Here is a 25880-nt window from a genome sequence, read left to right on the forward strand (position 1 = left end):
GTGGTCTCCGAGGTATCCGTTTCGCAGATATCAGGTGTTGGAATTCATGATTTTACGATGACGGCACGGATTTCTAAACTGCTCCGAATACAAGAGAACAAGCACGGAGACTGACATCGTGAATGCCCCGCTGAACCCCGCCCTGCTCGAAACCCTGGCCAGCGCCAGCCTGGACGACAAGTACACCCTGGAGAAGGGCCGCGTCTACCTGAGCGGCGTGCAGGCGCTGGTGCGCCTGCCGATGCTGCAGAAGGCGCGCGACCGCGCCGCCGGCCTGAACACCGCCGGGTTTATCTCGGGCTACCGCGGCTCGCCGCTGGGCGGCGTGGACCAGGCGCTGTGGAAGGCCAAGCAGCACCTGGCGGCCAGCGACGTGGTGTTCCAGCCCGGCGTCAACGAGGACCTGGCCGCGACCGCGGTCTGGGGCAGCCAGCAGGTCAACCTGTTTCCCGGCGCCACGCGCGATGGCGTGTTCTCGATGTGGTATGGCAAGGGGCCGGGCGTGGACCGGTCCATCGACGTGCTGAAACACGCCAATTCGGCCGGCTCGTCGCGCCATGGCGGCGTGCTGCTGCTGGCCGGCGACGACCATGCCGCCAAGTCCTCCACGGTGGCGCACCAGTCGGAGCACGTGCTGCAGGCTGCCGGCATCCCGGTGCTGTATCCCGCCAATGTGCAGGAGTACCTCGACTACGGCCTGCATGGCTGGGCCATGAGCCGCTATTCCGGATTATGGGTGGCGATGAAGTGCGTCACCGACGTGGTGGAGTCGACCGCCTCGGTCGAGATCGACCCCGACCGCGTGCAGATCAAGCTGCCGGAGGACTTTGTCGTGCCGCAGGGCGGACTCAATATCCGCTGGCCCGATTCCCCGCTGGAGCAGGAAGCGCGGCTGCTTGACCACAAGTGGTATGCGGCGCTGGCCTATGTGCGGGCCAACCGGCTCAACCGCGTCGTGCTCGATTCGCCGAACGCGCGCTTCGGCATCATGACCGCCGGCAAGGCTTACCTGGACGTGCGCCAGGCGCTGACCGACCTCGGCCTGGACGATGACACCTGCGCCCGCATCGGCATCCGCGTCTACAAGGTGGGTTGCGTGTGGCCGCTGGAGGCGCATGGCGCCCGCGAGTTCGCCGCCGGCCTGGAAGAGATCCTGGTGGTGGAAGAGAAGCGCCAGATCCTCGAATACGCGCTCAAGGAAGAGCTGTACAACTGGCGCGAGGATGTGCGGCCAAAGGTGTTCGGCAAGTTTGACCAGCGCGGCAACGATGGCGGCGAGTGGTCGGTGCCGCGTGGCAACTGGCTGCTGCCGGCGCACTATGAACTATCGCCGGCGCTGATCGCCAAGGCCATCGCCCGGCGGCTGGAACGCCTGGACCTGCCGGAAGCGGTGCGAGCGCGCATTGCCGCGCGCGTGGCGCTGATCGAGGCCAAGGAGCGTGAGGCCGCGCAGCCCCGCATTGTGGTGGAGCGCAAGCCCTGGTTCTGCTCGGGCTGCCCGCACAATACCTCCACGCGCGTGCCGGAAGGCTCGCGTGCGCTGGCCGGCATCGGGTGCCACTACATGACCTTGTGGATGGACCGCAATACCGACACCTTCAGCCAGATGGGGGGCGAAGGGGTGGCATGGACCGGCCAGATGCATTTCACCGGTGACAAGCACGTGTTTGCCAACCTCGGCGACGGCACGTATTTTCACTCGGGACTGTTGGCCATCCGCGCATCGATCGCGGCCAAAGCCAATATCACCTACAAGATCCTGTTCAACGACGCCGTGGCGATGACCGGCGGGCAGCCCTTCGACGGCGTGCTGACGGTGCCGCAGATTGCGCACCAGGTGCTGGCCGAGGGCGCGAAGAAGCTGGTGGTCGTCACCGACGAGCCCGAGAAGTATGGCGATGGCGCGATGCTGCCATCGGGCGTGACCGTGTTCCATCGCGACCAGCTCGATGCCGTGCAGGTGGAGCTGCGCGATACCGAGGGCGTCACCATCCTGATCTACGACCAGACCTGCGCGACCGAGAAGCGCCGCCGCCGCAAGCGCGGCACCTATCCTGACCCCGCCAGGCGCGCCTTCATCAACGACGCGGTCTGCGAGGGCTGCGGCGATTGCTCGGCCAAGTCCAACTGCCTGTCGGTGGAGCCGCTGGAGACCGAACTCGGGACCAAGCGCAGGATCAACCAGTCGTCGTGCAACAAGGACTTCTCCTGCGTCAACGGCTTCTGCCCCAGCTTTGTCACCGCCGAGGGCGCGCAGGTGCGCAAGCCCGCGGCGGCGGGTGGCAAGGGCACCGGGGCCGACTTCGAATCCCTGCCGTTGCCGCGCTTGCCGGCCCTTGACCGGCCGTATGGTGTGCTGGTCACCGGCGTGGGCGGCACGGGCGTGGTCACCATTGGCGGCCTGCTCGGCATGGCATCGCACCTCGAACGCAAGGGCGTGACCGTGCTCGACATGGCCGGCCTGGCGCAAAAGGGCGGGGCGGTGATCAGCCACGTGCAGATCGCGCCGGGCCCGGACGACCTGCATGCGACCCGCATCGCCACGGGCGAGGCACGCCTGGTGATCGGGGGCGACGCCATTGTCTCGGCCTCGGCCGAAGTGTTGTCGAAGGTCCGGCACGGCCTGACCGCCGCCGTGGTCAACAGCGCCAATACGCCCACCGCGGAATTCATCAAGAACCCGAAGTGGAAGTTCCCCGGTGCCAGCGCGGAGCAGGACCTGCGCGCCAGCGTGGGCGATGCCTGCGCGTTCTTCGACGCCAGCGCCTGGGCGGTGACCCTGCTGGCCGACGCCATCTACTCCAACCCGCTGCTGCTGGGCTTTGCGTGGCAGAAGGGCTGGATCCCGCTGCGGCGTGAAAGCCTGCTGCGCGCGATCGAACTCAATGGGGTATCGATCGAGAAGAACCGGCTGGCGTTCGAGTGGGGACGGTATATCGCGCACCATGGCGAGGCTGCGGTCAAGGCGACCCTGCCGAACGCTTCGGCCGCTCCGACCGCACAGGTCGTGTCGATGCCGCAGACGCTCGACACCCTGATCCGCAAGCGCGAGGCGATGCTGGCCGACTACCAGAACGCCGCGTACGCCGCCCGTTATCGCGAGGCCGTCGAGCGCATCCGCGCCGCGGAGCAGCAACTGGGCATCGAACGCAAGCTGCCGCTGACCGAGGCCGTGGCCCGCAACCTGGCCAAGCTGATGGCCTACAAGGATGAGTACGAGGTGGCCCGCCTCTACACCGATCCCGCCTTCCTGGACAAGCTGCGCGCCCAGTTCGAGGGCGAGCCCGGCCGCGACTACCAGCTCAGTTTCTGGCTGGCGCCGCCGTCGCTGGCGAAGACCGATGACAAGGGCCTCCTGGTCAAGCGCCGCTTTGGCCCGCGCACCATGACGGCATTCCGGCTGCTGGCGCGCCTGAAGGGTTTGCGTGGCACCGCGTTCGATGTGTTCGGCAAGACTGCCGAGCGCCGCGCCGAGCGGGCGCTGGTCAACGAGTATCTGGCCATGATCGGCGAATTCGCCGGTTCACTGAGCGCGGACAACGTCGACACCGCGCTGGCCCTTGCCGTGCTGCCAGAGGATATCCGGGGCTACGGCCACGTGAAGGAGGCCAGCATGCACGCGGCAGCTGTTCGGCGGGAGGCATTGCTGGCGCAGTATCGCGGCGCTGCACGGCGGGCTGCGGCTTGAGAGGCGCCGGCTCGCGGAAGGCGCGAGCCGGCGAAGTGGCACGCGCTGGGTGTTATGCCGTTCAGTAGCACGGAAACCCTGGCGCGGGCGGCCACGCTTTCTTCCTAGTAAGGTATGGTGCCGGGGCTCTGGACGCCGGCGTTCTCGTCAACGATGTACTGGTAGAGGCCTGCGTTGCCGCCATTCCACCAGTTGGTCATGTCAAAGGCCGTTGCGTCGTCCAGCCGCTGGACATGGACGCCATAAATGGTCAATGGCTTGCCGCTCGCGCAGACTGCGGGCGAAGTCAGCGGCCTCAGGAAATGCACAGCGCTGCTGGATTTGGTGGATAGGTTGGTCACACGCTGTGCAATGAAACGGTCCGAAATCCTCTGGATCTCCAACGCGGTCTCGACATCAAGCCCAATTCCTCTGGCGGCCGACGGGGTCCTCAGGATTCCCCCCTCGCAGCCCGAGCCGGACCATGGAGCGATGCTCCTTGACACGAACGTGACCAGCCTGCCCATGCGGTCGCGCGAGTCGAAGTGCGGGTCGACAAACGTATTGGCCAGCGCAGTAACGTTCAGAAAACTGCGGCCGGACAGCGGTGTCGGGTCAAGGGTCATGTATTGGTTGTACGGATTGCTCAGCGCCTGCGTCGACGTGACCGTCCCATTCAGGGCCGAGAAAATGAACTCGCCCATGACATTGGCCCCGGCGCTGGTCCCGCCAACAGGAACATTCTTCTGCATGAGCGCGGCAATAGTGGCGTTAAGCTTCGTACCTTTCCAGAGACTGACGTATTTGCTCTGATCGCCGCCGGCAATCCACAATGCATTCGCGCTGCCGACTACCGCATTCACAAACGGGTCGTTTGCCCCGTCCTGATTGGTAATAATCAGCGTTTCCGCCGCAGTCAGGCCGAGATACGCGCCGCCGACAAAGCCGTCCACTGCGGGAATATTGGTCGCGTTCTTCTTGTCGCTGAAGTAGAAGTAAGGATCATACGCATCGGTACCGCTGGCGCGAATGACAACGAAGCGCCCGCCGGTGGCTTGCGTAATGCCCGCCTGCTGAATCATCCAGCGATAGGCTTCATCGACATCGGGCCCGCCACCCATGATGACCACCGGCTGCACCGCCTGTGGCCGAGGTGCGGGGAGATCCCGCACCGGGACGGGATTGCCAGTCGCGAAGTACTGCGTGCCGGTCGCAAAGTAGCTGTAGGAGGGAGGGGGGGGAGTGTTGTCGCCTGCCAACGCAGGAGGCACCAATCCCCCAAGTACCAGGCTGATGCTGAGACAGGCGAGCGCATAGTGCGCGGCCATCCTGCAACGCCGTGCGAATTTCGTAAGGAGTTCCATGACGTGACGCCCCCTGCCGCTATTTTGTTGATGCAACCCGGTTGTGAGCAAAGCGCGACGTGCCAGGGCCGTGCGAGGCTTGGCAGAAGTCGTGCCGCCAGGCAACAGATTCCGGTTGCAGGACTCGCAGGCGTTCCGTTATAGACGCTGGCGCAAAAAAACACCAGCCTGCCTTGGGGCAGGTGGGGGAGGTAGTGTGGCAGAAAGAACGAAGGGCCCCGGCCGCATTATCGGATATTCGACCAGTGGCAGGCATCCGCGGCGGCTTGGCGCTTTGGCGTGCCGGCCGGCCGGGCTTCCAGCGTTGGTCGTTCCAGCACCACCAGCGTTTTAGCTGGCACTGGCGCAAGGTAATCAGATGTCGAAGTAGAGTTGGAATTCCCAGGGGTGTGGCCGCAACTTCAAAGTATCGATCTCGCGGGTGCGCTTGTAATCAATCCAGGTCCTGATCAGGTCTTCAGTGAAGACATCCCCTTTTCGCAGGAACGCTGAGTCGGATTCCAGCGCGCGAAGCGATTCTTCGAGGGAACCCGGAACTTGCCGGATGCTGGCGGCTTCCTCCGGTGGCAGTTCATAGATGTTCTTGTCGAGCGGGGCGCCGGGATCCGTCTGGTTTTCAATGCCGTCAAGGCCGGCGAGCAGCATTGCCGAGAAGGCAAGGTAGGCATTGGCGGACGGGTCAGGACAGCGGAATTCAACGCGCCTGGCGCCCGGGGAGTCCGAAACCATTGGAATCCGGGCTGCGGCGGATCGGTTGCGCTGCGACATGGCCAGATTGACAGGCGCCTCGTATCCGGGCACCAGCCGCTTGTAGGAGTTTGTGCTCGGCGCGCAGAAAGCCATCAGCGCGGGGGCGTGGCTGAGCAAGCCGCCAATGTACCAACGGCACAGCTGGGACGTCTGCGCCCAGCCGTTCGCGTCATAGAAGAGGTTCTCGGCGTCGCGCCAGAGGCTCTGGTGGCAATGCATGCCGCTTGCGTTGTCGGCAAACAGGGGCTTGGGCATGAAGGTGGCGACCTTGCCGTGGCGGCGCGCAACGTTCTTGCAGATGTACTTGTACATCATCACGTTGTCCGCCATGCGCGTCAGTGGCGCAAAGCGCATGTCGATTTCATTCTGGCCCGCCGTGGCGACCTCATGGTGATGCACCTCGACCTGGATGCCGGCCTGCATCAGTGCGAGTACGATTTCGGAGCGGATGTCCTGCAGCGTATCGCTTGGCGGCACGGGAAAGTACCCGCCCTTGTAGCGCTGCTTGTAGCCAAGATTGCCGCCGCCATAGGCGCCTTCGTCGCGGCCCGAGGTCCATTCGCCTTCGGCGGATTCGACGTGGTAGTAGCACGAGTGCTGGTCCTGCCCGAAGCGAATGGAATCGAAAATGAAGAACTCCAGTTCGGGGCCAACGTAGCAAACCGTGGCAAGGCCGGATTGCCGGAGGTACTCCTCCGCCTTTCGTGCGATGTAGCGCGGATCGCGAGAATAGGGCTGGTGCAGGACAGGGTCCAGCACGTCGCAGATCAGCGCCAGCGTCGGTGCTGTGCAAAACGGATCGATGAAGGCCGTGGCCGGGTCAGGCCTGACCAGCATGTCGGATTCGTGAATTTCCTGGAACCCGCGAATGGAAGACCCGTCGAAGCCGATCCCGGCCGAGAACAGATCGTCGTTGACTTCCGGCAGCGTGATCGAGAAGTGCTGCCACACGCCGGGCAGGTCGGTGAACCTGAGGTCAACGACCTGGATTGCGTGCGTCCGGATCAGGTCGATGACTTCAGCGGGGTTTTGCGGCGGCGCAACGTGATAGCTGCCGGGTTCTATTGAGACCATGCTCATGGCCGCCTCCCTCGTCTGCCCGCAGCATAGTCCAACATTAGCCGGTCAATTTCCGAATGGAAAGTGCCTCCCCAGCCCAGTGGAGCGTTGCAATACATTCAGATGCGATGTCCGCCCGCCTCAGTGGTGCATGCCGCCACCATGAAAGCCGCCGTGCGAACCGCCCCCACCCTGGAATCCCCGGTGGAAGCCGCCATGGAAGCCACCGTGAACGATCACTCCCGACCTGCGGAAGAACACCCGGTGCATAGGGTGGAAGCGATGGAAGCGGTCGACGAAGATCACGCCGGCACCGAAGCCCACGCCGACCGGCGCCCAGTACCAGGGATCGTAGTAATAGGCCGGGGGTGCATAGGTGACCACTCCGCTGGCGCTGTCAACCAATTGCCAGGTCCCGTCCGGCTGCAGGCAGGCCACGCCGGAGATATCCTGCAGCACCCCGCCGATCTCGGCCTGTCCAACCACCTGCTGGCAAGGCGTCGACTCCAGTTCCTCGGCCGGCGCCGCTGCGCCAAGGCTGAGGCCCGCGAACACTGTTGCCACGGCCGCAAAAGCCTTGCCCATGATGGTTACTCCGTCCTCAACGTCCCGACGTATGCGCCCTCGCGGATCTCCTGGCACGTCGGTTTGCCTGCTGGCCCGCGCCGGGCATTCGCTGCCATGGCGGTCCTGCATGTAGTAAACGGATCTGAGGCACGTTTTATTCCATGTGGCGACGTGGCCGCGGGCTTCACTGCCATGCCTGCGGATTGCCGCCCAGGCTGCTGCAGACGTCAAGCGCGATGTCGCGCAGGCGCGGCTCGCTGCGTTGGCCAGAAAGTGCGTAACCGGCACCCGCACTGGCCCAGTAGAATGTGCGCCGATCCTCCTGGCGCAGCAGGCGGAAAGAGGCGCGCTGCGGCGCGGCCGCGGTGATGTACAGCGTGAGACGCTCGCCCGCCTGGTTCTGATACATCATCTGCGCCGCCGGACCGGCCGCGCCCGGCAACAGCCGCCCGCCCATCAGCGTGTAGCCGTACTCGTCCAGCCCTGGGATGGTCAGCGTGCGCCCCAGGCGGCGCGACAGCCATGCCACCAGATGCGCCTGGTCGGTTGCGGCCACTTCCACCGGATGGCGCTGCTCCGGCGCGTAGACCGCATAGGCGAGGTCGGCATGGCGGGCGAAATCCCTGGGAGAAGCACCTCGCGCTGCTCCAGCGGCAGGCGATAGAGCGCGCGCTGCACTTCGAGCAGCAACAGCCCGTCGACCTCCACGGCTGGCGCTCCCAGCCGCTGCCACAGCGGGGCATCGGCATCCAGTGCCAGCTCGCGGCGCTTGCGCAGCTGGTCGATATAGAGGTGGCGCAAGATGGTCATTAACCAGGCGCGCGTATTACTATGGGCGCGCAGCAGCGAGGTGCGCCCCAGCGCGCGCTCGACCGTGTCCTGCACCAGGTCGTCCGCCCATGCGCCATCGCCCGTCAGCGCGCGCGCATAACGGCGCAAGTGCGGCAGGCAGACGGCGAGGTCGTCGCGCAAGCTCACCGGGATGCGTTCTCCTCGAGGTCGACCTCGCCAGGACGTATCAGTAGCCGCCGCGATATCCGCCGCCCGTGCCCTGGCTGCTGCGACCCCGGGATTGAGCCGCACTGCCGGAGGGATCCATGCCACTGTCGGTGGAGCACGCGGCCACTGCCATTGCGGCAAGCAGCAGGCCTGAAATCAGACGGAGCACTTTCATTTCGGTCTCCAGGGGGCAAGCCGTGCAAGCAGCAAAATTTCGCCTCGAAAGCGACGCCAGGCACCCGCGCCTTGCTGCCGGCGCGATCCTGTCAATGCAGTAAACGCTTCGCGGCGGCGATTTATTCCGCGCAGCTTGCCTTGCGCATGGACTGCGCAAGTTCGCCATACCCCCGCGCCTCCAGGGTGTCGGCGGCACCGATGCGATCCCGCGACTCCTTGTTCTGGCCGAGCTTGACCTTGCCCACCAGCGACGTGAGGGCGATCTCGATGCCGACGATATTGCGCAGCATGCCGTCGATGAACTCTGGCGCGGAGTCCCCCATCTTCCAGGGCTTCGGTTCGGCCGCCTCGTACCGCCGTGTCAGGCGTGCAACGAGTCGGCGAACGAAGCGCTCCTCGTCATGCACGGTGATCGTGCCGTGCGCGTGTACCACCTCGTAGTTCCAGGTCGGCACCTGGCGGTGCGTCTCATGCTTGCTCGGGTACCAGCTGGGCGAGACATAGGCCTCGGCGCCGCGAAAGACGACCATGACCGGCGTGCCCGTGGGGCAACGCTGCCAGAGCGGGTTGGCGCGCGCCACGTGGGCAGTGAGCACGCCGTGTGGTCCCACGTCGGCGTCGAACTCGAACGGGATGTGGTCGGCATCCAGTCCGGCGCTGCCTTGCGTGACCAGCATCCCCAGCGGGTGCTCGCGGATGATGCGGCCGAGTTCCTCGGGCCGGTTTTCAGCAAAGTGGGCAGGAATGTACATCGTGCGGAATCGGAAGCGGTGGTATGTTCGATACTCTCGCCCACAACTGGCACAATTGGAAGGTCCAGTTTTCAGGATTCTTTATGGGCCAGTCACGCCAGCCAGCCGGTAACCGTCCCGGCGCCACGGGGGCGGGGCGCCGCATCTACGACCTGCTGCGCGCCCAGATCGCGGACGGCACGCTGCCACCGGGCGCGCGGGCGCCTTCCACGCGAGCCCTGGCATCCGAGTTGGGGGTGTCGCGTACCACCGTCACCGCCGCCTACGAACAACTCGCGGCCGAGGGCTTCCTCGTCACGGCCATGGGGCGGGTGGCCCGAATCGCCAGCCCGTTGGTGGCGCCCGCACCAGCCGGGCTGGCCGCAGGCCGACGCGCCAGGTCTGCCCCAACCCTGTCCGAGTTCGGGCGCCGCGTGGCAGGGCTCGAGATGCCTGCACCGCCGCAGGCTGAACCGGTTCGCTTCGACTTCCTGTATGGGGCGGTAGCTTCCCGGGACTTTCCAACCCTGGCCTGGCGGCGTGCCTGCCAGGCCGAACTGCTGCATCAGCAAGACAGCCTGTCCTATGCCCCGCCCGAAGGCGAGGCATCGCTGCGACGCGCCCTCCAGGGCTATCTGCGGCGTGCCCGGGGACTTGCCTGCGAGGCTGAGCAGATCCTGGTGGTGCATGGCTCGCAGCAGGCCATCGACCTGTGCGCGCGGCTGCTGCTGGATGCCGGCGATGCCTTTGCCTTCGAAGACCCTGGCTACCTGATGGCAAGGCTCTGCTTCGAAGCCACCGGCGCCAGATGCGTGGCCACGCCGGTGGACGGGCTTGGCCTGGATACCGCCAGCCTTCCCAAGGACGATCGTGTCCGCCTGGTGTACGTGACGCCGTCGCACCAGTTCCCGCTGGGAGGCGTGCTGCCAATCGGCCGTCGTCTGGACCTGCTGCAATGGGCCCGGCGCCACGACACCTGGATCATCGAGGACGACTACGACGGCGAGTTCCGATACGGCCAGCGCCCGATCGACACGCTGCGCTCGATCGACACCGACGGCCGCGTGATCTACGTGGGCACCTTCTCCAAGGCGCTGTCCCCGCAACTGCGGCTCGGCTACCTGGTGCTGCCGCCTGAGCTGGTGCCGGTGTTCAGGCAGACCAAGCGGCTGACCGACCGGCATGCACCCGTGCTGGAGCAGCGCGCGCTGGCGTCGCTGATCGAAAGCGGTGCCTACGAGCGCCATGTGCGCCGCATGCGCCGGGAAAACGAGCGGCGCCGGGCGGCTTTGCTGGATGGCGTTGCGCGCTACCTGCCAGGGGATGCCGAGGTCAGCGGTACGGCGGCGGGGCTGCATGTTGTGCTGTGGTTGCCGTCGCTGCGGCCCCGGGATGAGGTAGCGTTGGTGGCTGCTGCGCGCAGGGAAGGTGTGGGGGTGTACCCGGTATCGCCGTTGTTTGCGGGGGCACAGGCGCATGGCCGGTCTCGGCCGGCCGGGTTGGTGCTGGGGTATGCGAGTTTGACGGTGGAGCAGATTCGGCAGGGGACGCGGATTTTGGGGGCTGTGATGGCGGTGAAGATGGCGAGAGATTGACCAGGGGTCCATACTTCATCCCTCGCCTCCGCGGAAAGGGGAAGAAATGGACCGCCGGGAATTCATCAGGGCCACTTTGGTACTACTGCCGTCGACGGCAACGGGCGCCGACCAGATCAGCGATGCGCTCGATGGCACTTGGTTGGTTGTCGTCGACGGCGAGAAAAGAGAGCGACTGCTTCGAATTGTGGGAGCCTCTGCGGAGGCGGGGAAGATCCAGGTGGGTGATGTCAGGTATGGCTGGGTCGATGCCAAGTCGCTGTGGCGGGTCACTGAATTTGACGGGCGAGTCACCGGCAACAGATTGCAGATTTCTTTCGTCACGATTGCCGGCTCGCGAATCGCAGTATCTCTGCGGTCAGGCGAGGACAGCCTCGAAGGGACATTTGATGGCGCAAACGGAAAGCATGCCGCCATTCGGATGACGCGACTTTCTGCTGAAGAGGTCGTTGCGATGGCGTCCAACGTCATGCCCGGTGCAGGAGGAGTCGGGCGCTATCCGTCGTCTGGCCCGCTGCATGTCGTGGCAAGGTCACGCATCAGTCTGGTCTACCTTGGGGCAGTCAACTGCGTGGCATGCCGTGGCTACAAGGCAGAGTACTTTGGCTCCATGGACAAGATGCGGAAGTCGTTGCCGGAATTTGACCAGATCGAGTACGCCGAGATCAGCCTCGGCGGGTTTAACTCCAACGTCCGGAGCAGGGATCTTCCTGAGCACCTCGCCTGGGCGGCTGGGGACCGGCCTGACGGGAAACCGATTCTTCGCGCTCGCGGGACTCCGGCATTCTTTGCTGCAGTCGATAAGGAAATCTGGGCGCAAGGCCATGGTGTCGCGGGCCTCGAGAGCATTGTGATTCCACAAATCAAATTGGCGGTCGCGGAAAGATCTCGGTTGGCCCGCTAGATCTGGGGCTTTGCACGTCCGTCCGTCGACCCAGGCGAACGGAAAGGCCGACAAATGGCAGCGCCCCCCTCAACGCCGCTGCGCCAGCCAGATCCCCGCCGCGATCGCCGCCAGCCCGGCAGCGTGATACCACCGCGGCCAGTCGCCCAGCAGCACCGTGGACAGCAGCGCCGCGAACACCGGCGTCAGCGTGATGAAGAACACCGGCAATTGCGCGCCCGCGCGGGCGATGGCGCGGTCCCAGGCAAAGTAGGCGAGCAGCGACGGGATGGTTGCCACATAGAGCAGGATGGCCGCGACCTTGCCGCTCCATTGCAGGGGCTGGTCCAGTGTCATCAGCTCCCATGCCGTCACCGGCGCGCTCGCCAGCACGCCGGTGACGATCTGCGCGAACAGCAGCACGGGCAGGGGCAGGGCGGGGCGCTGCTTGCGCAGCAGCCACGTATAGGCGCTCCAGGAGATGGTGGCCGCGAGCATGAACAGGTCGCCGGGCACAAGGTCCAGCTGGGCGAGCCGGCTGAGTTCGCCGCGCACCAGGACGAAGGTCACACCCACCATGCACAGCAGCGCGCCGGCGACGTGCCATGGCTTCACCCGTTCGCCGAAGCAGAGGGTGCCGATCACGATCAGAAACAGCGGCGTGGACGCGCCAATCAGCGTCACGTTGATCGGCGTCGAGGTGGTCAGCGCCAGGTACTGCAGGGCGTTATAGCTGGCAATCGACAGCATGCCCATGGCGGTGATCACGCCGGCGTGCCGGCGCAGTGCCGCGCGGTGCGCGATCACGCCGCGCCAGGCAAAGGGGGCCAGCAGCATGCCGGCCAGCAGCCAGCGCACCCAGTTCAGGGTGACGGGCGGCACCGTGCCGGCAGCGAGGCGGCCCACGATGGCATTGCCGGCCCAGCTCAGCGGCGGGAAGGTAAGCAGGAACAGGGTCGTCCAGTCGATGCGTCCAGTGCTGTTGCTGCTTGCGGGCATGGGGTGGGGTGCGCTTGAGGAATGCGCATTATCCGCCATTGCGGCGATGGGCAATGAACTTGCGGCCCCCCGCTATCGGGGCAGGCCGGTCACCTGCCCGACCTGCCTGCCCTCGCAAGCGGCAGCGTCTCAAGGCGCCCGGTTACCGCGTCGCGAATTGCCCGCGGCGCATCCAGCTCATCCAGCATGCGCGGCCAGTTGGCCTGCGCCAGGGCTACGGCTTCCTTGACGGCGGCGGTGGCGATGCGGCGCGGCACGCCGGCCTTCTCCGCGATCGACTCATACGTTGCCAAGGTCTCTTCGCGCTGCAACTTGTCGATGGCGACGTTCTGGCCGTACGTCGCGAAACCGGGCAGCGCGGCCACGCAGACGATGTCGTACGCCGGCGATAGTTCCGGCAAGACCCCGTTGTGGTAGATCACCGAGAAGTTCTTCAGGTGCGCGTCGCTGTTGCCGATCAGCGTGTTGACCGCCTGGCGCAGGAAGAACTGCCGGACATGGTCGACCCCGCTTGGGCTCAGCCGGTACAGGGTGGCAACGAGTTGAACATAACCTTCGATGCTGGCGTACTTCCTTGCCGGCATCCGGCCCAGCATCTGGCACCCGTCTTCGGCATGCACACGCCCGGCCGGGGTGCGGTCGAAGCGGTCGACCGCCAGGTAGTGCAGGTTCTCGCCCAGGGATTCGGCGAGCCCTTCTACCTCGATGGTCGAAACCGGCAAGACCCGCGTCGCCGCAACATGCACGCCGGCAGCGGCCGCGAGCTGCATGGAAATCGATTCGTTGAATACCTGCGAGTCATCGTTCCTGGCAGGCAGCTTGGCGATGATGTCGGACAGCCTGCCTCTGGTCGGCAGGGTGTAGCGCTTGCCGTCCTGCACCGTCGACAGGGCCAGCTTGTTCTGCACGCCGGACACCGACGCGGCCCCTTGCGTGGCGCCCTCGACCACGGCGATCTCCAGGTTGTCGGCGCCGCCGGTCACGCCATAGGCCCGGGCATACGCGGGCAGGGCGCTGACGTCCGCCGGCCTGATGACAACGGCCCCCGGCAGGTCGTTGCCGGCCGATGCCAGGATGCCGAAGTCGTCCTTGTCTTCGGGATTGCTGCGCGTGACCTCCAGCCGCTTGCGCAGTTCGCCTTCGGGCAGCAGGCCGGCAAAGTAGGGCGGCAGCTCATGGCCGGTGCTGTAGATCGCGGGATGGAAGGGGTTGTCCAGCACCTCGGCGGTGGCCTTGCGGCCGGCTTCAGTCGGGACCGTGATCGACAGGCTCAGCGTGGGGCGGTCCGTGTCGCCCCGGAATGCCTCGGCCGGCACGAACCGGACATTGCCGCCGGCCTCGCACAGGTAGCCGCACAGCCGGTCGTATAACCGGACCTCAAGGAAGCGGGGATGGAGTTCGTAGCTCATTCCTTGTCCAGGAAGACGTCGAGTGCGCCGCGGGCGCTGCGGTCAGGCCCGCTGCCTTTGCCTTCCAGGACTTGCCTGACTTCCTGGGCACGCTCGTTCGGTACCAGGACCCATTGCGCGTCCAGGGCTGCCGCCAGGGCTTCAAGGGTCGAGGCGCGGCTGTCCTTCTTTCCGAGCAGGATTGCCGACAGGTTCTGGGTGGCCATGCCCAATACCCGTCCGATGTCGATCAAGGTCTTGCCTCTGGCTTCACGCAACTGACGGCATTGGGAAACTAATGACATAGCATTATTTTATTGGTGTCTGCATGCTTTAACATGATACATCCTCGCAGCGATGGTGAGGGATTATTCATTCGATAGTAGCTTTGTTGATAAGAAGTAATGCTACAGAATGAATCGCTCATGCAAACACTGCCCTGGGACGAAGCGGATGGGAATCTTGGAGCGGTTTGACTGACCGCCGGCCCCACTCTCCGGTGTCCCTCGAGCCACCCCTCACCACAACCTCTTGCGCTGGCACCAGATACTGTATAAATATACAGTTATCGTAAACATCCTAGATCCTCGCCGTCCCTGGCGAGCGATGTCAACTTCACATGACTGCGCAATCGCACGCAGCCCCGCCCATGGCGGCGGAGGGTCTTCTTTTCCCTGCGCCGGCGCCTGCCTCGCCCGCCCCGGCCTCGCGCCAGCAGGCGCTGTCGGCGCTCGAGCAGCGCTATCCCGGGCTGTGGCGGGCCGGCCAGCTGGGCCGTGCCGGCAGCGCGGCGGTATGTCCGACCGGGTATGAGGCGCTGTCGGCGGAGCTGCCCGGCGGCGGCTGGCCGGCGGGCGCGCTGACGGAGTTGCTGACGGCGCAGGGCGGCGCGGGCGAGTTGCGCCTGCTGCTGCCGGCGCTGCGGGCGCTGGCCGGGGCGGGGCGCCGCATTGCGCTGGTGGCGCCGCCTTACCTGCCCAATGCCATGGGGCTGGCCGCGGCCGGGCTGCCGGCGCGCCAGCTCTACTGGATGCGGCCCGCGGCCGGATCGGCCAAGGCCGCGCAGCAGGCCGACATGCTGTGGGCGGCCGAGCAGGTGCTGCGCAGCCAGGCCTTCGGCGGCGTGCTGGTGTGGCTGCCCGCGGCCCGCCCTGAGGCGCTGCGGCGGCTGCAGGTGCTGGCGCAGGCTGGCGACGCGGTGGTATGGGCGCTGCGTCCGGCCACGGCGCTGCGCGAGTCGTCGCCGGCGGTGCTGCGGCTGCTGCTGGCGCCGCTGCCCGGCAATGTGCTGTCGATCGCCTTCCACAAGCGGCGCGGGTCGGTGCGGGACACGCCGTTGCTGCTGCGCCTGGACGGGATGGCGGCGGCCACGCGCGCGGCCGCCTGGCCTGTTCCGGCAGGCGCACCTGCTTTTTCTGAATCGTCTTCTCAGTCTTCTTCCGATGCCGTACTGGATCGCGGTGCACCTGCCGCGCCTGCCCCTGGACGCCCTGCAGCCCAACTGGCCTGAACTGGCGCCCGCCGTGAGCCCGCCTGCCGCCACCGCCACGCTGCACCATGCGCTGCCGGTGGCGGTGATGGCGCGCGAGCAGGTGGTGCTGGCCAACGGCCCGGCGATGCAGCTCGGCGTGCGCTACGGCATGCGCCGCGGCGGCGTGCAGGCGCTGTCGGCCGATATCGTGCAGTTGGAGCGCGACCTGGCCGCGGAAGCTTCGTTGATGGAGGCGGTGGCGCTGGCGCTGCTGAATTTCACGCCGGGCGTGACCGTCGACGAGGAATCGGAGTCGGCCACGGTGATGCTGGATGTCACCGCCAGCCTGCGCCTGTTTGGCGGCCACCGCGCGCTGTGCCGCGCGGTGCGTGCCTGCGTGCGCCAGCTTGGCACCTTTGCCCAGGTGGGTTCCGGCCCGACCGCGCACGGCGCCGCATGGCTGGCGCGCCAGCCGCTGCGGCGCACGCGGCGCGGCGTGGTGCGGCCGGGGCGCCGCGCGGTGGGCATGGCGCGCCTGCACCGGCTGCTGGACCGCCTGCCGGTGGAGGCGCTGCATACGCTGGCCGATCCGGCCTGGCTGGACGGCATCGGCTGCCGCACGCTGGGCGAGGTGCGGCGCCTGCCGCGCGCGGGCCTGACGCGCCGGCTGGGCCCGGCGCTGCTGGCGCGGCTGGACCAGGCCTATGGCGAGGCGCCGGCGCGCTTCGCCTGGTTTGTGGCGCCGCCCGCGTTTGCGCAGCGCATGGACCTGCCGGGCCGCATCGAATCCGCCGAGGGCGTGCTGGCCGGCGCGCAGCGCCTGCTGCTGGCGCTGGCGGGCTGGCTGGCGGTGCAGCAGGCCGGCGTCACGCGCTGTGTGCTGGTGCTGGAGCATGAGCGCTACCGGCGCGGCGTGGATACCGACGGCACCGAGGTGCCGGTGGGCCTGGCCCAGCCCAGCCGCGACCCCGCGCACCTGTCGCGGCTGCTGCGCGAGAAGCTCGACAAGCTCAACTTCCACGCCCCGGTGACCGGGCTGGCGTTGCGGGTGGAGGCGATGGCCGCATGCGTGCCGCAAAGCGATGCGCTGTTCCCCGAGCCCGGCGGCACGCCGGAGGACCTGGGCCGCCTGCTCGATACGCTGATGGCGCGGCTGGGCCGAGACAACGTGCTGCAGCCGCGGCCGCTGCCTGACCACCGGCCCGAGCGCGCCAACCGCTGGTGCCCGGTCGACGAGCCCGGCGGCAACAAGGCCGCCAGCCTGCCGGGCCCGCAGCCCGAGCGTCCGCTGTGGCTGCTGCCGCAACCGCTGCCGCTGCCGATGCAGCGCCACCGGCCCTGCCACGGCGGCCCGCTGGCGCTGCTGAGCCGGCCCGAGCGCATCGAGGCCGGCTGGTGGGACGGCGCGCTGGCCACGCGCGACTACTTTATCGCCGAGCGCGCCGACGGCCTGCGCTGCTGGATCTTCCGCGAACGTCCGGGCCATGGCGCGCAGGACGATGGCGGCGAGTACCGCTGGTTCCTGCATGGGTTGTTCGCATGAGCGCGCCGTCCTTGCCTGCTTCCTTGCCTGCCTCGTTGCCGGGTTTGCTGCCGGCGTTGCCGGATTACGTGGAGCTGCACTGCATCTCCAACTTCACCTTCCTGACCGGCGCCTCGCACCCGGGCGAGCTGATCGAGCGCGCCTTCCGCCTGGGCTACAGCGGGCTGGCGCTGACCGATGAATGCTCGGTGGCCGGCACCGCGCGCGCGCACGATGCCATCGAAACGCTGCGCAAGCGCCTGCACGATGCGGTGGCGCGTAGCGCGGCACGCGGAGAGGAGGGCGTGGATGAGCCGCTGCTGGACCATGGCGAAGAGTCTGACGCCGGCGATGACGATCCCCACGCGCACGCCAGCCGCCACCAGCGGCTGCAGGCGCTGGCTCGCGCCGCCGACGCCTTCTCGCTGCTGATCGGCAGCCGCTTCAGCCTGACGCCTGCGGATGGTTCAGAGCACCCGCCGCTGCGGCTGGTGCTGATCGCCCAGCACCGCGAGGGCTTCGGCAACCTGAGCGAGCTGATCACGCTGGGCCGGCGGCGCGCGCAGAAGGGCACATACCGGCTGCATCCCGAAGATTTGTCCGCGCCCGCCGCTGACGAAGCGCACCTGCGCGGCATGCCCGGCTGCGTGGCGCTGCTGCTGCCCGACTATTGCGCCGATCCTGATTTGTTGCGTGAGCAGGCCGTGTGGTGCCGCGAAGTCTTCGGCGAGCGCGCCTGGATCGCACTGGAACAGCTGCAAGGCCATGCCGATGCGCTGCACCGCGCGCGCCTGGAAGCGGTATCGGCACAGACCGGCGTGCCGCTGGCGGCGGCCGGCGCGGTCACCATGCACGTGCGCTCGCGCAAGCCGCTGTCCGACGTGCTGGCCGCGATCCGGCTGGGCCAGCCGCTGGCCGAATGCGGCATGGCGCTGGCGCCCAATGCCGAGCAGCACCTGCGCATGCGCCAGGTGCTGTCGCGCCTGTACCCGCGCGAGGCGCTGGCGCAGACGCTGAAGATTGCCGGGTCGTGCGATTTCTCGCTGGGGATGCTGCGCTATGAGTATCCCGAGGAACTGGTGCCGGCCGGCGAGACGCCGATCTCTTACCTGCGCAAGGAAGTTGAGCGCGGCAAGCGCGAGCGCTTTCCCAACGGTCTGAAGCCGGAGTGGGAGAAACAGCTGGAAGAAGAGCTGCAACTGATCGAGGAAAAGCATTACGAGCCTTTCTTTCTCACCGTGCACGACATCGTGCGCTTTGCACGCGGGGAAGGCATCCTGTGCCAGGGGCGCGGCTCGGCTGCCAATTCGCTGGTGTGCTTCTGCCTGTATGTGACCGAGGTCAGCCCCGAGCAGGCCAACCTGCTGTTCGGCCGCTTCCTGTCGCGCGAGCGCGATGAGCCGCCCGATATCGACGTGGACTTCGAGCACCAGCGGCGCGAAGAGGTCATCCAGTACATCTACGAAAAATACGGCCGCCACCGCGCCGCGCTGGCGGCGTCGCTGATCACCTACCGCTCGCGCAGCGCCTTGCGCGACGTGGGCCGCGCGCTGGGCATCGACGCCAGCGTGGTGGAGCAGGTGGTCAAGGGCCAGGCGTGGTGGGACGGCGGCCACGGCTTTGTCGAGAAGATCGCCCGCTACGGGCTCGATCCCGATTCGCCGGCGGTGCAGCAGTGGGCCAGCCTGACCGCGCAGCTGCGCGGCTTTCCACGCCACCTGTCGCAGCATGTGGGCGGTTTCGTGATCGCGCGGCACAAGCTGTCGCGGCTGGTCCCGATCGAGAACGCGGCCATGGCCGACCGCAGCGTGATCCAGTGGGACAAGGACGACCTGGAGTCGCTGGGCCTGCTCAAGGTCGATGTGCTGGCGCTGGGCATGCTGTCGGCGATCCGGCGCGCGCTGCAGATGATCCCCAACCCGGATGCGCAACGCGCGGGGCTGCCGGCGCGCATGGAAGACATCCCCAAGGAAGACCCGGCCACCTACGACATGATCTGCAAGGCCGAGACCATCGGCGTGTTCCAGATCGAATCGCGCGCGCAGCAATCGATGCTGCCGCGGCTGCAGCCGCGCAAGTACTACGACCTGGTGGTGGAGGTTGCCATCGTGCGGCCCGGGCCGATCCAGGGCGGCATGGTGCACCCCTACCTGAAGCGGCGCGAGGCCTTCCGCCGCACGCAGAAGCCGCCGGTCTACTTCAACAAGGTGATCGAGAAAGTGCTGGGCCGCACGCTGGGCGTGCCCATCTTCCAGGAACAGGTGATGCAGCTGGCCATCGATGCGGCGGGCTTTTCACCGGGGCAGGCCGACCAGCTGCGCCGCTCGATGGCGGCGTGGCGGCGGCGCGGCGACCTGCGCCAGCACCAGGACGCGCTGGTGCGCGCGCTGACCGGCAACGGCTACCCGGAATCCTTCGCGCTGGCGATCTGCAAGCAGATCGAGGGGTTTGGCGAGTACGGCTTCCCGGAAAGCCACGCGGCCAGTTTTGCCAAGCTGGTCTATATCAGCGCCTGGCTCAAGTGCCACCATCCGGCCGCGTTCCTGTGCGCGCTGCTGAACAGCCAGCCGATGGGGTTCTATTCGCCATCGCAGCTGGTGCAGGACGCCTGCCGCAATGATGTGCAGGTATTGCCGGTGGATGTCACCATCAGCCGCTGGGACAGCACGCTGGAGCACGCGGGGCAGATCGATGTCGCTGACGCGCAGGCCCGCACCCGGCCGCAGCATCCGCGCGTGCGCCTGGGCCTGGGCCGCGTCAAGGGCATGCGTGAACCCGCCGCGCTGCGCATCGAGGCCGCGCGCGCCCAGCGTCCGTTCGACAGTGTCGAGGACCTGGCGCTGCGCGCCGGCCTGGACCGGCACGACATCGACGTGCTGGCCGCGGCCGATGCGCTGACGGCACTGGCCGGCAACCGCCGCCAGGCCCGCTGGCAGGCCCGCGCCGCCGCCTCACATGCAGCACACCGCGACCTGCTGTACGAAGCGCCACCCGCCGAAGCCGCGCTGGCGCTGCCCGCGCCCCGGCTCGGCGAGGACGTGGCGGCGGACTACGCCAGCCTGGGCCTGTCGCTCAAGTCGCACCCGCTGGCGCTGCTGCGGCACAAGCTGGCGGCGATGCGCTTTGCCACCGCCAGCCAGCTCGCGCGCTGCGCCAACGGCCGCCGCGTGCGCGCCTGCGGCATCGTCACCGTGCGCCAGCGCCCGGCCACGGCCAGCGGCACCATCTTTGCGACCATCGAGGACGAGACCGGCTCCATCAACCTGATCCTGTGGCCCGACCTGATCGAGCGCCAGCGCAAGGAGGTGCTGGGCGCCACGCTGCTGGGCGTGGTCGGCACCTGGCAGCGCCAGGGCGACGTGCGCCACCTGGTGGCCAAGGAACTGGTGGATTTAAGCCCGCTGCTGGGGCGGTTGATGGTGGGGAGCCGGGATTTTCATTGAGACCGACAGCGGACAGTCAGGAGCAAGGCGGTTCCCGTACGCGCTTAGTTCATCGCCAGGCTGCCCGCCTGCAGTTGCTGCTCGGCTGAGAGCTTGCGGATGGCCTGATTCAGGATCGCGGTGGTGCTGTTGATGGCCGCCCCCAGGCCGGAGATTTCCTGTTGCAGGGCCGCGATGCGGACGCGCTTCTGGTCGGGGGTGCCGGTGGTGGCATTCTTCACTGCCTCCAGCTCCTGCAGCTTGCGTTCCAGCTGCGCACGCAGCTCGCGCAGGCGCTTGATCGCATCCTTGGCCTGGTCGGGCAGGCCGCTGCTGTCGACGTCGCTGTTGTCGCGCACCGCCGGCGCCTGGCCGCCTCCGGCAAGGGCATGCCCCGGTGCCGAGATATGGATCTCGGTGCTGGATGCAGGCTGCGCCCGGATACCGGGGGCATCGCCGGCGGCCGCTGTCGGCGTTGCCGCCGTGACTGCCGGGTCGTCAATGGAAACGGCTGCCGCTGTGTTCGCGGCAAACGGCTCGATCATCGTCACGGTCGTACTTCTCCTGGTCTGCCGGCCCGTGGCAACGCGCACTATGGAATTGGCCGGTTCCTTGCGGATATCGGCAGTTTCTGGTCGGGACTTGAGTTGCCGCAGGGCGAGCGGCCGCCCAGGCCCGCAGGCCCTCTGTACGTTCCCGTACTGCAATCCCGCACGTGTGGGCGTACGCTGAATTATTATCAAATGAACAGGCGCATGCAGGGCGCCGGCAGCATTACCGCTCAAGTCCGCCGATCCCATGGAGTCATCGTGAATATCATCACCAGCGCTGGCCCGCTCATTTCGTTGATCGCAGGAATTCTGATTCTTGTCATGCCGCGGCTGCTGAACTACATCGTCGCCATTTACCTTATTGTCATCGGCCTGCTCGGTCTGTTTGGCGGACATGTGCGCTGAATAGGGCGCCGTCAACCCCGCCCGACCTCCGTCGGATTGTGCTACAGCAGTGGCTGGACAACCTCCTCCGGAATGCCATGCGCGCGCAGTCGCCTCGAAGATCGTGGCCGCGCTCGGCTGCGCGGCGGCGTGCCATTCAGGCAAAGTTGACGAAAGACTGTTATCGGACTATATTCGGTCTACCCATGCCATTCACGGGAGCCTCCGATGCGGATCGCCGGTCACGTCAAGCCGATCAGCTATCTCAAGAGTGAAGCCGCGCAGATCGTTAAGGACCTCACTGAATCCGGTGAACCATTGATCATCACCCAAAACGGCGAAGCCAAGCTCGTTGTCCAAGACGTGCGCAGCTACGAATCCGACCGGCAGACATTGGCCCTGCTGAAGATTCTGGCGCTTGGGCAAAAGCAGATCGAGCAGGGAAAGCTTGCCGACATCGATGATGTGTTCGCAGAACTGGACGAACTGGACCGCCAAGAGAAGCGGCGCTGATGGCCTCCAAATTGCTGAAGGCGAAGCTTCTCGACAGCGGTAAAGCCGAACTGAAGCGGGTGCGCCGCTACGTCGTCGACGCCTTTGGCATGACCATCTGGGAAGACTCATATGCTCAGATCCAGGCGTCCATCACTCGCATCCGGGAGTTTCCGGAATGCGGTCACATTGTCGATGAACTCAGTGGGCTAACCGCGAACAGATTCCGGGAAGTGCATTGTGGAAAGATTCGAATTATCTATGAAGTCAGGCACGACATCATTTATGTGCACTTGATCATAGATCAGCGTCGAGATTTAACTGCCCTGCTGCAGAAAATCATCCTGCAGATATGAGAGAGACGACCAGCGTCGCGATCTCTTGCATAGATGATTTTCCCTGAGTCGAAGGCTCATCGCTACAGAATGGCGAGCCTCTTTCTTTCGCCCGGCCAATCACCTTGAGTTGGGCCGGTAGAGTTCGAATCGCTGCCCCAAACTATCCAAATGCCAGCAAATGCCAGGCAAGCAACAGCAAGGCATCCGCGAGCGAGAGCACCGTCGTGCGCGAATCGAACGCCGTTGAAAAAAAGATGATCGGATTGCTGCTACGACCCGGATCAGGTCGTGCACAAGACCAATCGGTTGACCGTTCTGGGTCGAATCTAGGGATAGAAGACTTCACCACGGTTCAGCATGTTCACGAACTCCTCGATTTTACGCGCCCGGGTTTCTGGCTTTTTGGCATTCTGTACGCGAAACAGGATGGCATAGCGATTGCGGCTATTCAGTGTTGCAAAAAACTTCCTGGCTCTCGGATTTGCATCCAAGGCTAGTTGCAGGTCGTCCGGCACTATCGAGTGACTTGCTGACGTGTAAGCTGCCTCCCAGCGGCCGTCCTCCTTGGCTCTTTCGATCTGCACCATGCCAGGCGGGCGCATTCTGCCTGCCGCGATCAGTGCGTCAGCCCTGTCCTTGTTGAGCTTTGACCAGATGCTTTTTGCAGAGCGTGGAGTAAAGCGTTGCAACCAGTATTTGTCGCTCTCGGCCTGTTTTTTACCATCAATCCAGCCATAGCAGAGTGCCCCTTCCAGCGCCTGTTCGTAGGTTACGGTTGGCTGCTCGGCCCCCTTTTTTGCCAGGCGCAGCCATGCTCCGGTCGACGTGCTGCCGTTTTGCGCTAACCAGCTTTCCCATTCGATCTGGCTGATAAACGTCAGAGGGGTTTCAGTCATGTCACTATGGCGAACAGTTGAGTTCTAAGCGGGGGGCTTTGTCCGCAGTCTAGCAGCGTTTATTCGGACCTCAGCGTCCGGTTCGGCCGAAGGCCGGTCGCACAGTAGCCACTCCCCGTCCGGCGTCCACATAAGCGCTTCCCTAAAGCCTGGCGCGGCACGACGTTTCATTTTCGGTACATACTCGTTTTGACGGATTTCCTAATACTTACGCATTGGCTGCCTGGCACGCGCCGGTATTCCACTACAGTGGGGCTTGACAGCATTTTTTGGAGCCTCGGGTAGCGCCGCCGCGGTGCCTGCCGGAATCTCCGGCAACTAGCTTGCATGGTCGGCAATGCCTTGTCCCGCAAGGCTTAACGGGAAGCCTGCAGCCCCTGGGCGACACTACTCCGTAACTAGTTCCTTGCGCTCCGTATTATCCTGTCCGCCAGTGGCGCAGTGCGTTTTAATCGCGCCGCAGGGCCTTACCCCGCATATACGCAGCTCATCCATAGAGCCGATTTTCCATTCCAATTCCGCCAGCTAGATTGACCTCATCGTTGCACTTGCAAAAGCCATCGAAGTTCAAGTGCTCAGACACAAGCGAGGGGGCATCCATGAAACGCATCCACATGAAGCTGGCGGCCTTGCCGCTTGCTTGCCTGGTCTTCACGGTCGGCGGCTGTGGAGGAGGCGGGGGCGATTCGGCGCCAGCCAACGCTGCCGCAACTACCACAGCTCCAGGAACGGGAACGGGAACGGGAACGGGGACGGGGACGGGGACGGGGACGGCAACGGGGACGGGAACCGGGACGTCAACACCAACCTCACCCACGACGCCAACGCAGACCGCGGCCGGCAGCGCCTTGCTGTCGGGGACCGCCGATCCGGGGCCCGATGTCGGTAAAGACGGGGACTACTACCTGAATACGGTGACCTGGATGATGTTCGGGCCCAAGGCAAACGGCGTCTGGCCAGCAGGGGTTTCGCTGGCAGGACCGGCGGGCACCAAGGGCAACTCAGGGGCGACCGGCAATACCGGCGCGGCGGGGAACACCATCCTGTCCGGCTCGGGCGATCCAACCGCTGGCGTCGGCAACAATGGCGACTACTACATCAACACATCCACCTCGACCCTGTTTGGGCCCAAGGCGGACGGCACGTGGCCGCCGGGCGTACCCCTGGGCAGTGGCTCGCTCACCACCGGTGGCGGCGCCGTCCTGTCGGGCGCGGGAGCGCCCGCCAACAGTGTGGGCAACAATGGCGACTTCTACCTCGACACCAACACGTGGACGTTATATGGACCCAAGGCCAATGACGTGTGGCCGGCCGGGGTTTCGCTGGTCGGCCAGTCGGCCGGCGGCACCAGCGGCACCAGCGGCACCAGCGGCACCAGCGGCACCAGCGGCACCAGTGGCACCAGTGGCACCAGTGGCACCAGTGGCACCAGTGGCACAGGCGCCAGCATTGGGGGCAGTGGTGCTCACATGCTGACCGGTAGTGGTGCGCCGACCGATGACATCGGCGTCGACGGCGATTTCTATTTCGACACCGCGACTTCGACGCTGTACGGGCCCAAGCAGGGGGGCAAGTGGCCGACTTCGGGTGTGACCATGACCACGGGCACTGTCTACAACGGCAACTTCAACGTGCCGGACACGCTCAGCCGCGGCCACTATGTCATGACCGGGGCCGGTGGGGCGGTTGCCTTGCCGTCGGACTTCGGCGTCGCCATTCCCTGCGATTGCACCCGTGTCACGCTTACTGCCACCACACTCGGGAAGGTGAAGGGATCGCTCGACGTTTCGGTGCAGAAGGTGACCGGATCCGGCGCTTCAGCGACCATCACGCCGATCAGCCAGCTGAGCTGCAAGATCACCAACGGCCTGCAGAACTGTTCGAAGACGGTCCCGTCAGGGACCGTCAACCACAACGACAAGCTGCAGGTCCAGGTCGACAACAACCAGGCCACCGACTGGGGCGGTCTCGCCGTCAACCTTGCCTGCGCCATGTGAGCCGATTGACAGGGAGGCGGGAAAGGGGCGACGTACCGCGGATCGAGCAGAGCCGTTCCGAAACGACGGGGCGACAAGATTCCGGGTGTTTTGTCTCTTTCAGGGGGGGGGCGCTCAGTGCAGGACCTGCCGAGCGCCCCCGCCCGAACGCGGCATCGCTTTTTTCCTCTCACTCCCCGCGCGCCAGATCATCCGCGCATCCGCAACAGATCAGCAAAAGAGACCAGCTTGCGTTTCTCATTGGCAAGCATCTTTCGTTTGGGCGCCGGGCGGGTTGGCTGGCCGCGCTCGAACTTGGCGGCGGCGCGTGCGTCTTCCCGCGCGTAGGTCTGCGCGGTCTTGGCTTCCACCTTCAGGCGTTCAGCTTCCAGCCGCGCAGCAGTGCGTTCCTCTCGGGCAACCTCTTGCGCGGCCGCCATGATTTCGGCTTTTAGCAGATCGCGCCTTTGCCTGGCAGCGGCACGGGCCGCCTGCAATTGCTCTTTCTTCTGTCGCAGCCAGTCTTTCCCGTTGACCGGTGCAGGCCTGGCCTCTGGCGGCACGCTCAGGCGCAACGCGCTGCTGATTGCATTTCTCTCAGTCCGCAGCGTGCGCCGCGTTTCCTGCTTCGCATCACTCACGCTGCATC

23 protein-coding genes are annotated in these 25880 nt (G+C 65.9%); 10 read left to right on the top strand and 13 right to left on the bottom strand.

Features of this window, described 5'->3' with window-relative positions; genetic code table 11:
• Positions 1-118: 118 nt before the first annotated feature.
• Complete coding sequence (locus tag ACREYQ_RS22825; RefSeq protein WP_432262426.1) at positions 119-3688, top strand: indolepyruvate ferredoxin oxidoreductase family protein; 3570 nt, start codon at positions 119-121, stop codon at positions 3686-3688.
• Between the two features lie 104 nt (positions 3689-3792).
• Here the strand turns inward: ACREYQ_RS22825 and ACREYQ_RS22830 are convergent, their stop codons facing one another.
• The 7 genes from ACREYQ_RS22830 to ACREYQ_RS22860 form a co-directional block, all read right to left on the bottom strand.
• A complete protein-coding gene (locus ACREYQ_RS22830; RefSeq protein WP_432262427.1) occupies positions 3793-5031 on the bottom strand; it encodes a cyanophycinase in 1239 nt (412 codons plus the stop codon).
• Between the two features lie 354 nt (positions 5032-5385).
• Positions 5386-6861, bottom strand: a complete 1476-nt coding sequence (glnA, locus tag ACREYQ_RS22835; protein ID WP_432262428.1) for a type I glutamate--ammonia ligase — start codon at positions 6859-6861, stop codon at positions 5386-5388.
• 120 nt (positions 6862-6981) lie between these two features.
• On the bottom strand, positions 6982-7425 hold the full coding sequence (locus ACREYQ_RS22840; RefSeq protein WP_432262429.1) for a hypothetical protein: 444 nt from the start codon (positions 7423-7425) through the stop codon (positions 6982-6984).
• Positions 7426-7591: 166 nt separating this feature from the next.
• Entirely contained in the window at positions 7592-7936 is a 345-nt protein-coding gene (locus tag ACREYQ_RS22845) for an anti-sigma factor family protein (RefSeq protein ID WP_432262430.1), read from the bottom strand.
• Complete coding sequence (locus ACREYQ_RS22850; RefSeq protein ID WP_432262431.1) at positions 7900-8385, bottom strand: sigma factor; 486 nt, start codon at positions 8383-8385, stop codon at positions 7900-7902. The genes ACREYQ_RS22845 and ACREYQ_RS22850 overlap by 37 nt, the downstream gene beginning before the upstream one ends.
• A 40-nt stretch (positions 8386-8425) precedes the next feature.
• Positions 8426-8581, bottom strand: a complete 156-nt coding sequence (locus ACREYQ_RS22855) for a hypothetical protein (protein WP_432262432.1) — start codon at positions 8579-8581, stop codon at positions 8426-8428.
• A 121-nt stretch (positions 8582-8702) separates the two neighbouring features.
• Positions 8703-9335 (bottom strand): FMN-binding negative transcriptional regulator, encoded by a 633-nt coding sequence (locus tag ACREYQ_RS22860; RefSeq protein ID WP_432262433.1) that lies wholly within the window; start codon positions 9333-9335, stop codon positions 8703-8705.
• 83 nt (positions 9336-9418) lie between these two features.
• Between ACREYQ_RS22860 and ACREYQ_RS22865 the strand changes: the two genes are divergently transcribed.
• Both ACREYQ_RS22865 and ACREYQ_RS22870 read left to right on the top strand, forming a co-directional pair.
• Positions 9419-10909, top strand: a complete 1491-nt coding sequence (locus ACREYQ_RS22865) for a PLP-dependent aminotransferase family protein (RefSeq protein ID WP_432262434.1) — start codon at positions 9419-9421, stop codon at positions 10907-10909.
• Between the two features lie 46 nt (positions 10910-10955).
• The gene (locus tag ACREYQ_RS22870) at positions 10956-11813 is read left to right on the top strand and encodes a hypothetical protein (RefSeq protein ID WP_432262435.1); all 858 of its coding nucleotides are present in this window, start codon (positions 10956-10958) and stop codon (positions 11811-11813) included.
• Positions 11814-11882: 69 nt separating this feature from the next.
• Here ACREYQ_RS22870 and ACREYQ_RS22875 read toward each other — a convergent pair whose 3' ends face one another.
• The 3 genes from ACREYQ_RS22875 to ACREYQ_RS22885 form a co-directional block, all read right to left on the bottom strand.
• Positions 11883-12791, bottom strand: coding sequence for a DMT family transporter (locus tag ACREYQ_RS22875; RefSeq protein ID WP_432262436.1), 909 nt, complete (start codon positions 12789-12791; stop codon positions 11883-11885).
• Between the two features lie 89 nt (positions 12792-12880).
• Complete coding sequence (locus ACREYQ_RS22880; RefSeq protein WP_432262437.1) at positions 12881-14200, bottom strand: type II toxin-antitoxin system HipA family toxin; 1320 nt, start codon at positions 14198-14200, stop codon at positions 12881-12883.
• Positions 14197-14484 (bottom strand): helix-turn-helix domain-containing protein, encoded by a 288-nt coding sequence (locus ACREYQ_RS22885; RefSeq protein ID WP_432262438.1) that lies wholly within the window; start codon positions 14482-14484, stop codon positions 14197-14199. The genes ACREYQ_RS22880 and ACREYQ_RS22885 overlap by 4 nt, the downstream gene beginning before the upstream one ends.
• A 314-nt stretch (positions 14485-14798) precedes the next feature.
• On the opposite strand from ACREYQ_RS22885, the gene imuA reads away from it, so the two are divergent.
• The 3 genes from imuA to ACREYQ_RS22900 are packed head-to-tail and all read left to right on the top strand — an operon-like array spanning position 14799 to position 20615.
• The gene (gene imuA, locus ACREYQ_RS22890) at positions 14799-15689 is read left to right on the top strand and encodes a translesion DNA synthesis-associated protein ImuA (protein ID WP_432262439.1); all 891 of its coding nucleotides are present in this window, start codon (positions 14799-14801) and stop codon (positions 15687-15689) included.
• A complete protein-coding gene (locus ACREYQ_RS22895) occupies positions 15622-17193 on the top strand; it encodes a Y-family DNA polymerase (protein WP_432262440.1) in 1572 nt (523 codons plus the stop codon). Before imuA ends, ACREYQ_RS22895 begins: the two co-directional genes overlap by 68 nt.
• Positions 17190-20615, top strand: coding sequence for an error-prone DNA polymerase (locus ACREYQ_RS22900; RefSeq protein WP_432262441.1), 3426 nt, complete (start codon positions 17190-17192; stop codon positions 20613-20615). The genes ACREYQ_RS22895 and ACREYQ_RS22900 overlap by 4 nt, the downstream gene beginning before the upstream one ends.
• A gap of 44 nt (positions 20616-20659) precedes the next feature.
• Here ACREYQ_RS22900 and ACREYQ_RS22905 read toward each other — a convergent pair whose 3' ends face one another.
• A complete protein-coding gene (locus ACREYQ_RS22905) occupies positions 20660-21139 on the bottom strand; it encodes a hypothetical protein (protein ID WP_432262633.1) in 480 nt (159 codons plus the stop codon).
• Between the two features lie 264 nt (positions 21140-21403).
• On the opposite strand from ACREYQ_RS22905, the gene ACREYQ_RS22910 reads away from it, so the two are divergent.
• The 3 genes from ACREYQ_RS22910 to ACREYQ_RS22920 all read left to right on the top strand — a co-directional run bounded on the left by ACREYQ_RS22910 (position 21404) and on the right by ACREYQ_RS22920 (position 22377).
• A complete protein-coding gene (locus tag ACREYQ_RS22910; RefSeq protein ID WP_432262442.1) occupies positions 21404-21550 on the top strand; it encodes a DUF3096 domain-containing protein in 147 nt (48 codons plus the stop codon).
• Between the two features lie 207 nt (positions 21551-21757).
• A complete protein-coding gene (locus ACREYQ_RS22915; RefSeq protein ID WP_432262443.1) occupies positions 21758-22042 on the top strand; it encodes a type II toxin-antitoxin system Phd/YefM family antitoxin in 285 nt (94 codons plus the stop codon).
• Positions 22042-22377 (top strand): type II toxin-antitoxin system RelE/ParE family toxin, encoded by a 336-nt coding sequence (locus ACREYQ_RS22920; RefSeq protein ID WP_432262444.1) that lies wholly within the window; start codon positions 22042-22044, stop codon positions 22375-22377. Before ACREYQ_RS22915 ends, ACREYQ_RS22920 begins: the two co-directional genes overlap by 1 nt.
• Positions 22378-22685: 308 nt before the next feature.
• Here ACREYQ_RS22920 and ACREYQ_RS22925 read toward each other — a convergent pair whose 3' ends face one another.
• On the bottom strand, positions 22686-23255 hold the full coding sequence (locus ACREYQ_RS22925) for a YdeI/OmpD-associated family protein (protein ID WP_432262445.1): 570 nt from the start codon (positions 23253-23255) through the stop codon (positions 22686-22688).
• A 599-nt stretch (positions 23256-23854) separates the two neighbouring features.
• Between ACREYQ_RS22925 and ACREYQ_RS22930 the strand changes: the two genes are divergently transcribed.
• Positions 23855-25252 (top strand): hypothetical protein, encoded by a 1398-nt coding sequence (locus ACREYQ_RS22930; RefSeq protein ID WP_432262446.1) that lies wholly within the window; start codon positions 23855-23857, stop codon positions 25250-25252.
• A 188-nt stretch (positions 25253-25440) separates the two neighbouring features.
• On the opposite strand, the gene ACREYQ_RS22935 is transcribed toward ACREYQ_RS22930, so the two are convergent.
• The gene (locus tag ACREYQ_RS22935; protein WP_432262447.1) at positions 25441-25872 is read right to left on the bottom strand and encodes a hypothetical protein; all 432 of its coding nucleotides are present in this window, start codon (positions 25870-25872) and stop codon (positions 25441-25443) included.
• Positions 25873-25880 lie beyond the last annotated feature (8 nt).

The sequence above is a fragment of the Cupriavidus sp. TMH.W2 genome (assembly GCF_050847365.1).
In the GTDB taxonomy this organism is placed as follows: Bacteria; Pseudomonadota; Gammaproteobacteria; order Burkholderiales; family Burkholderiaceae; genus Cupriavidus.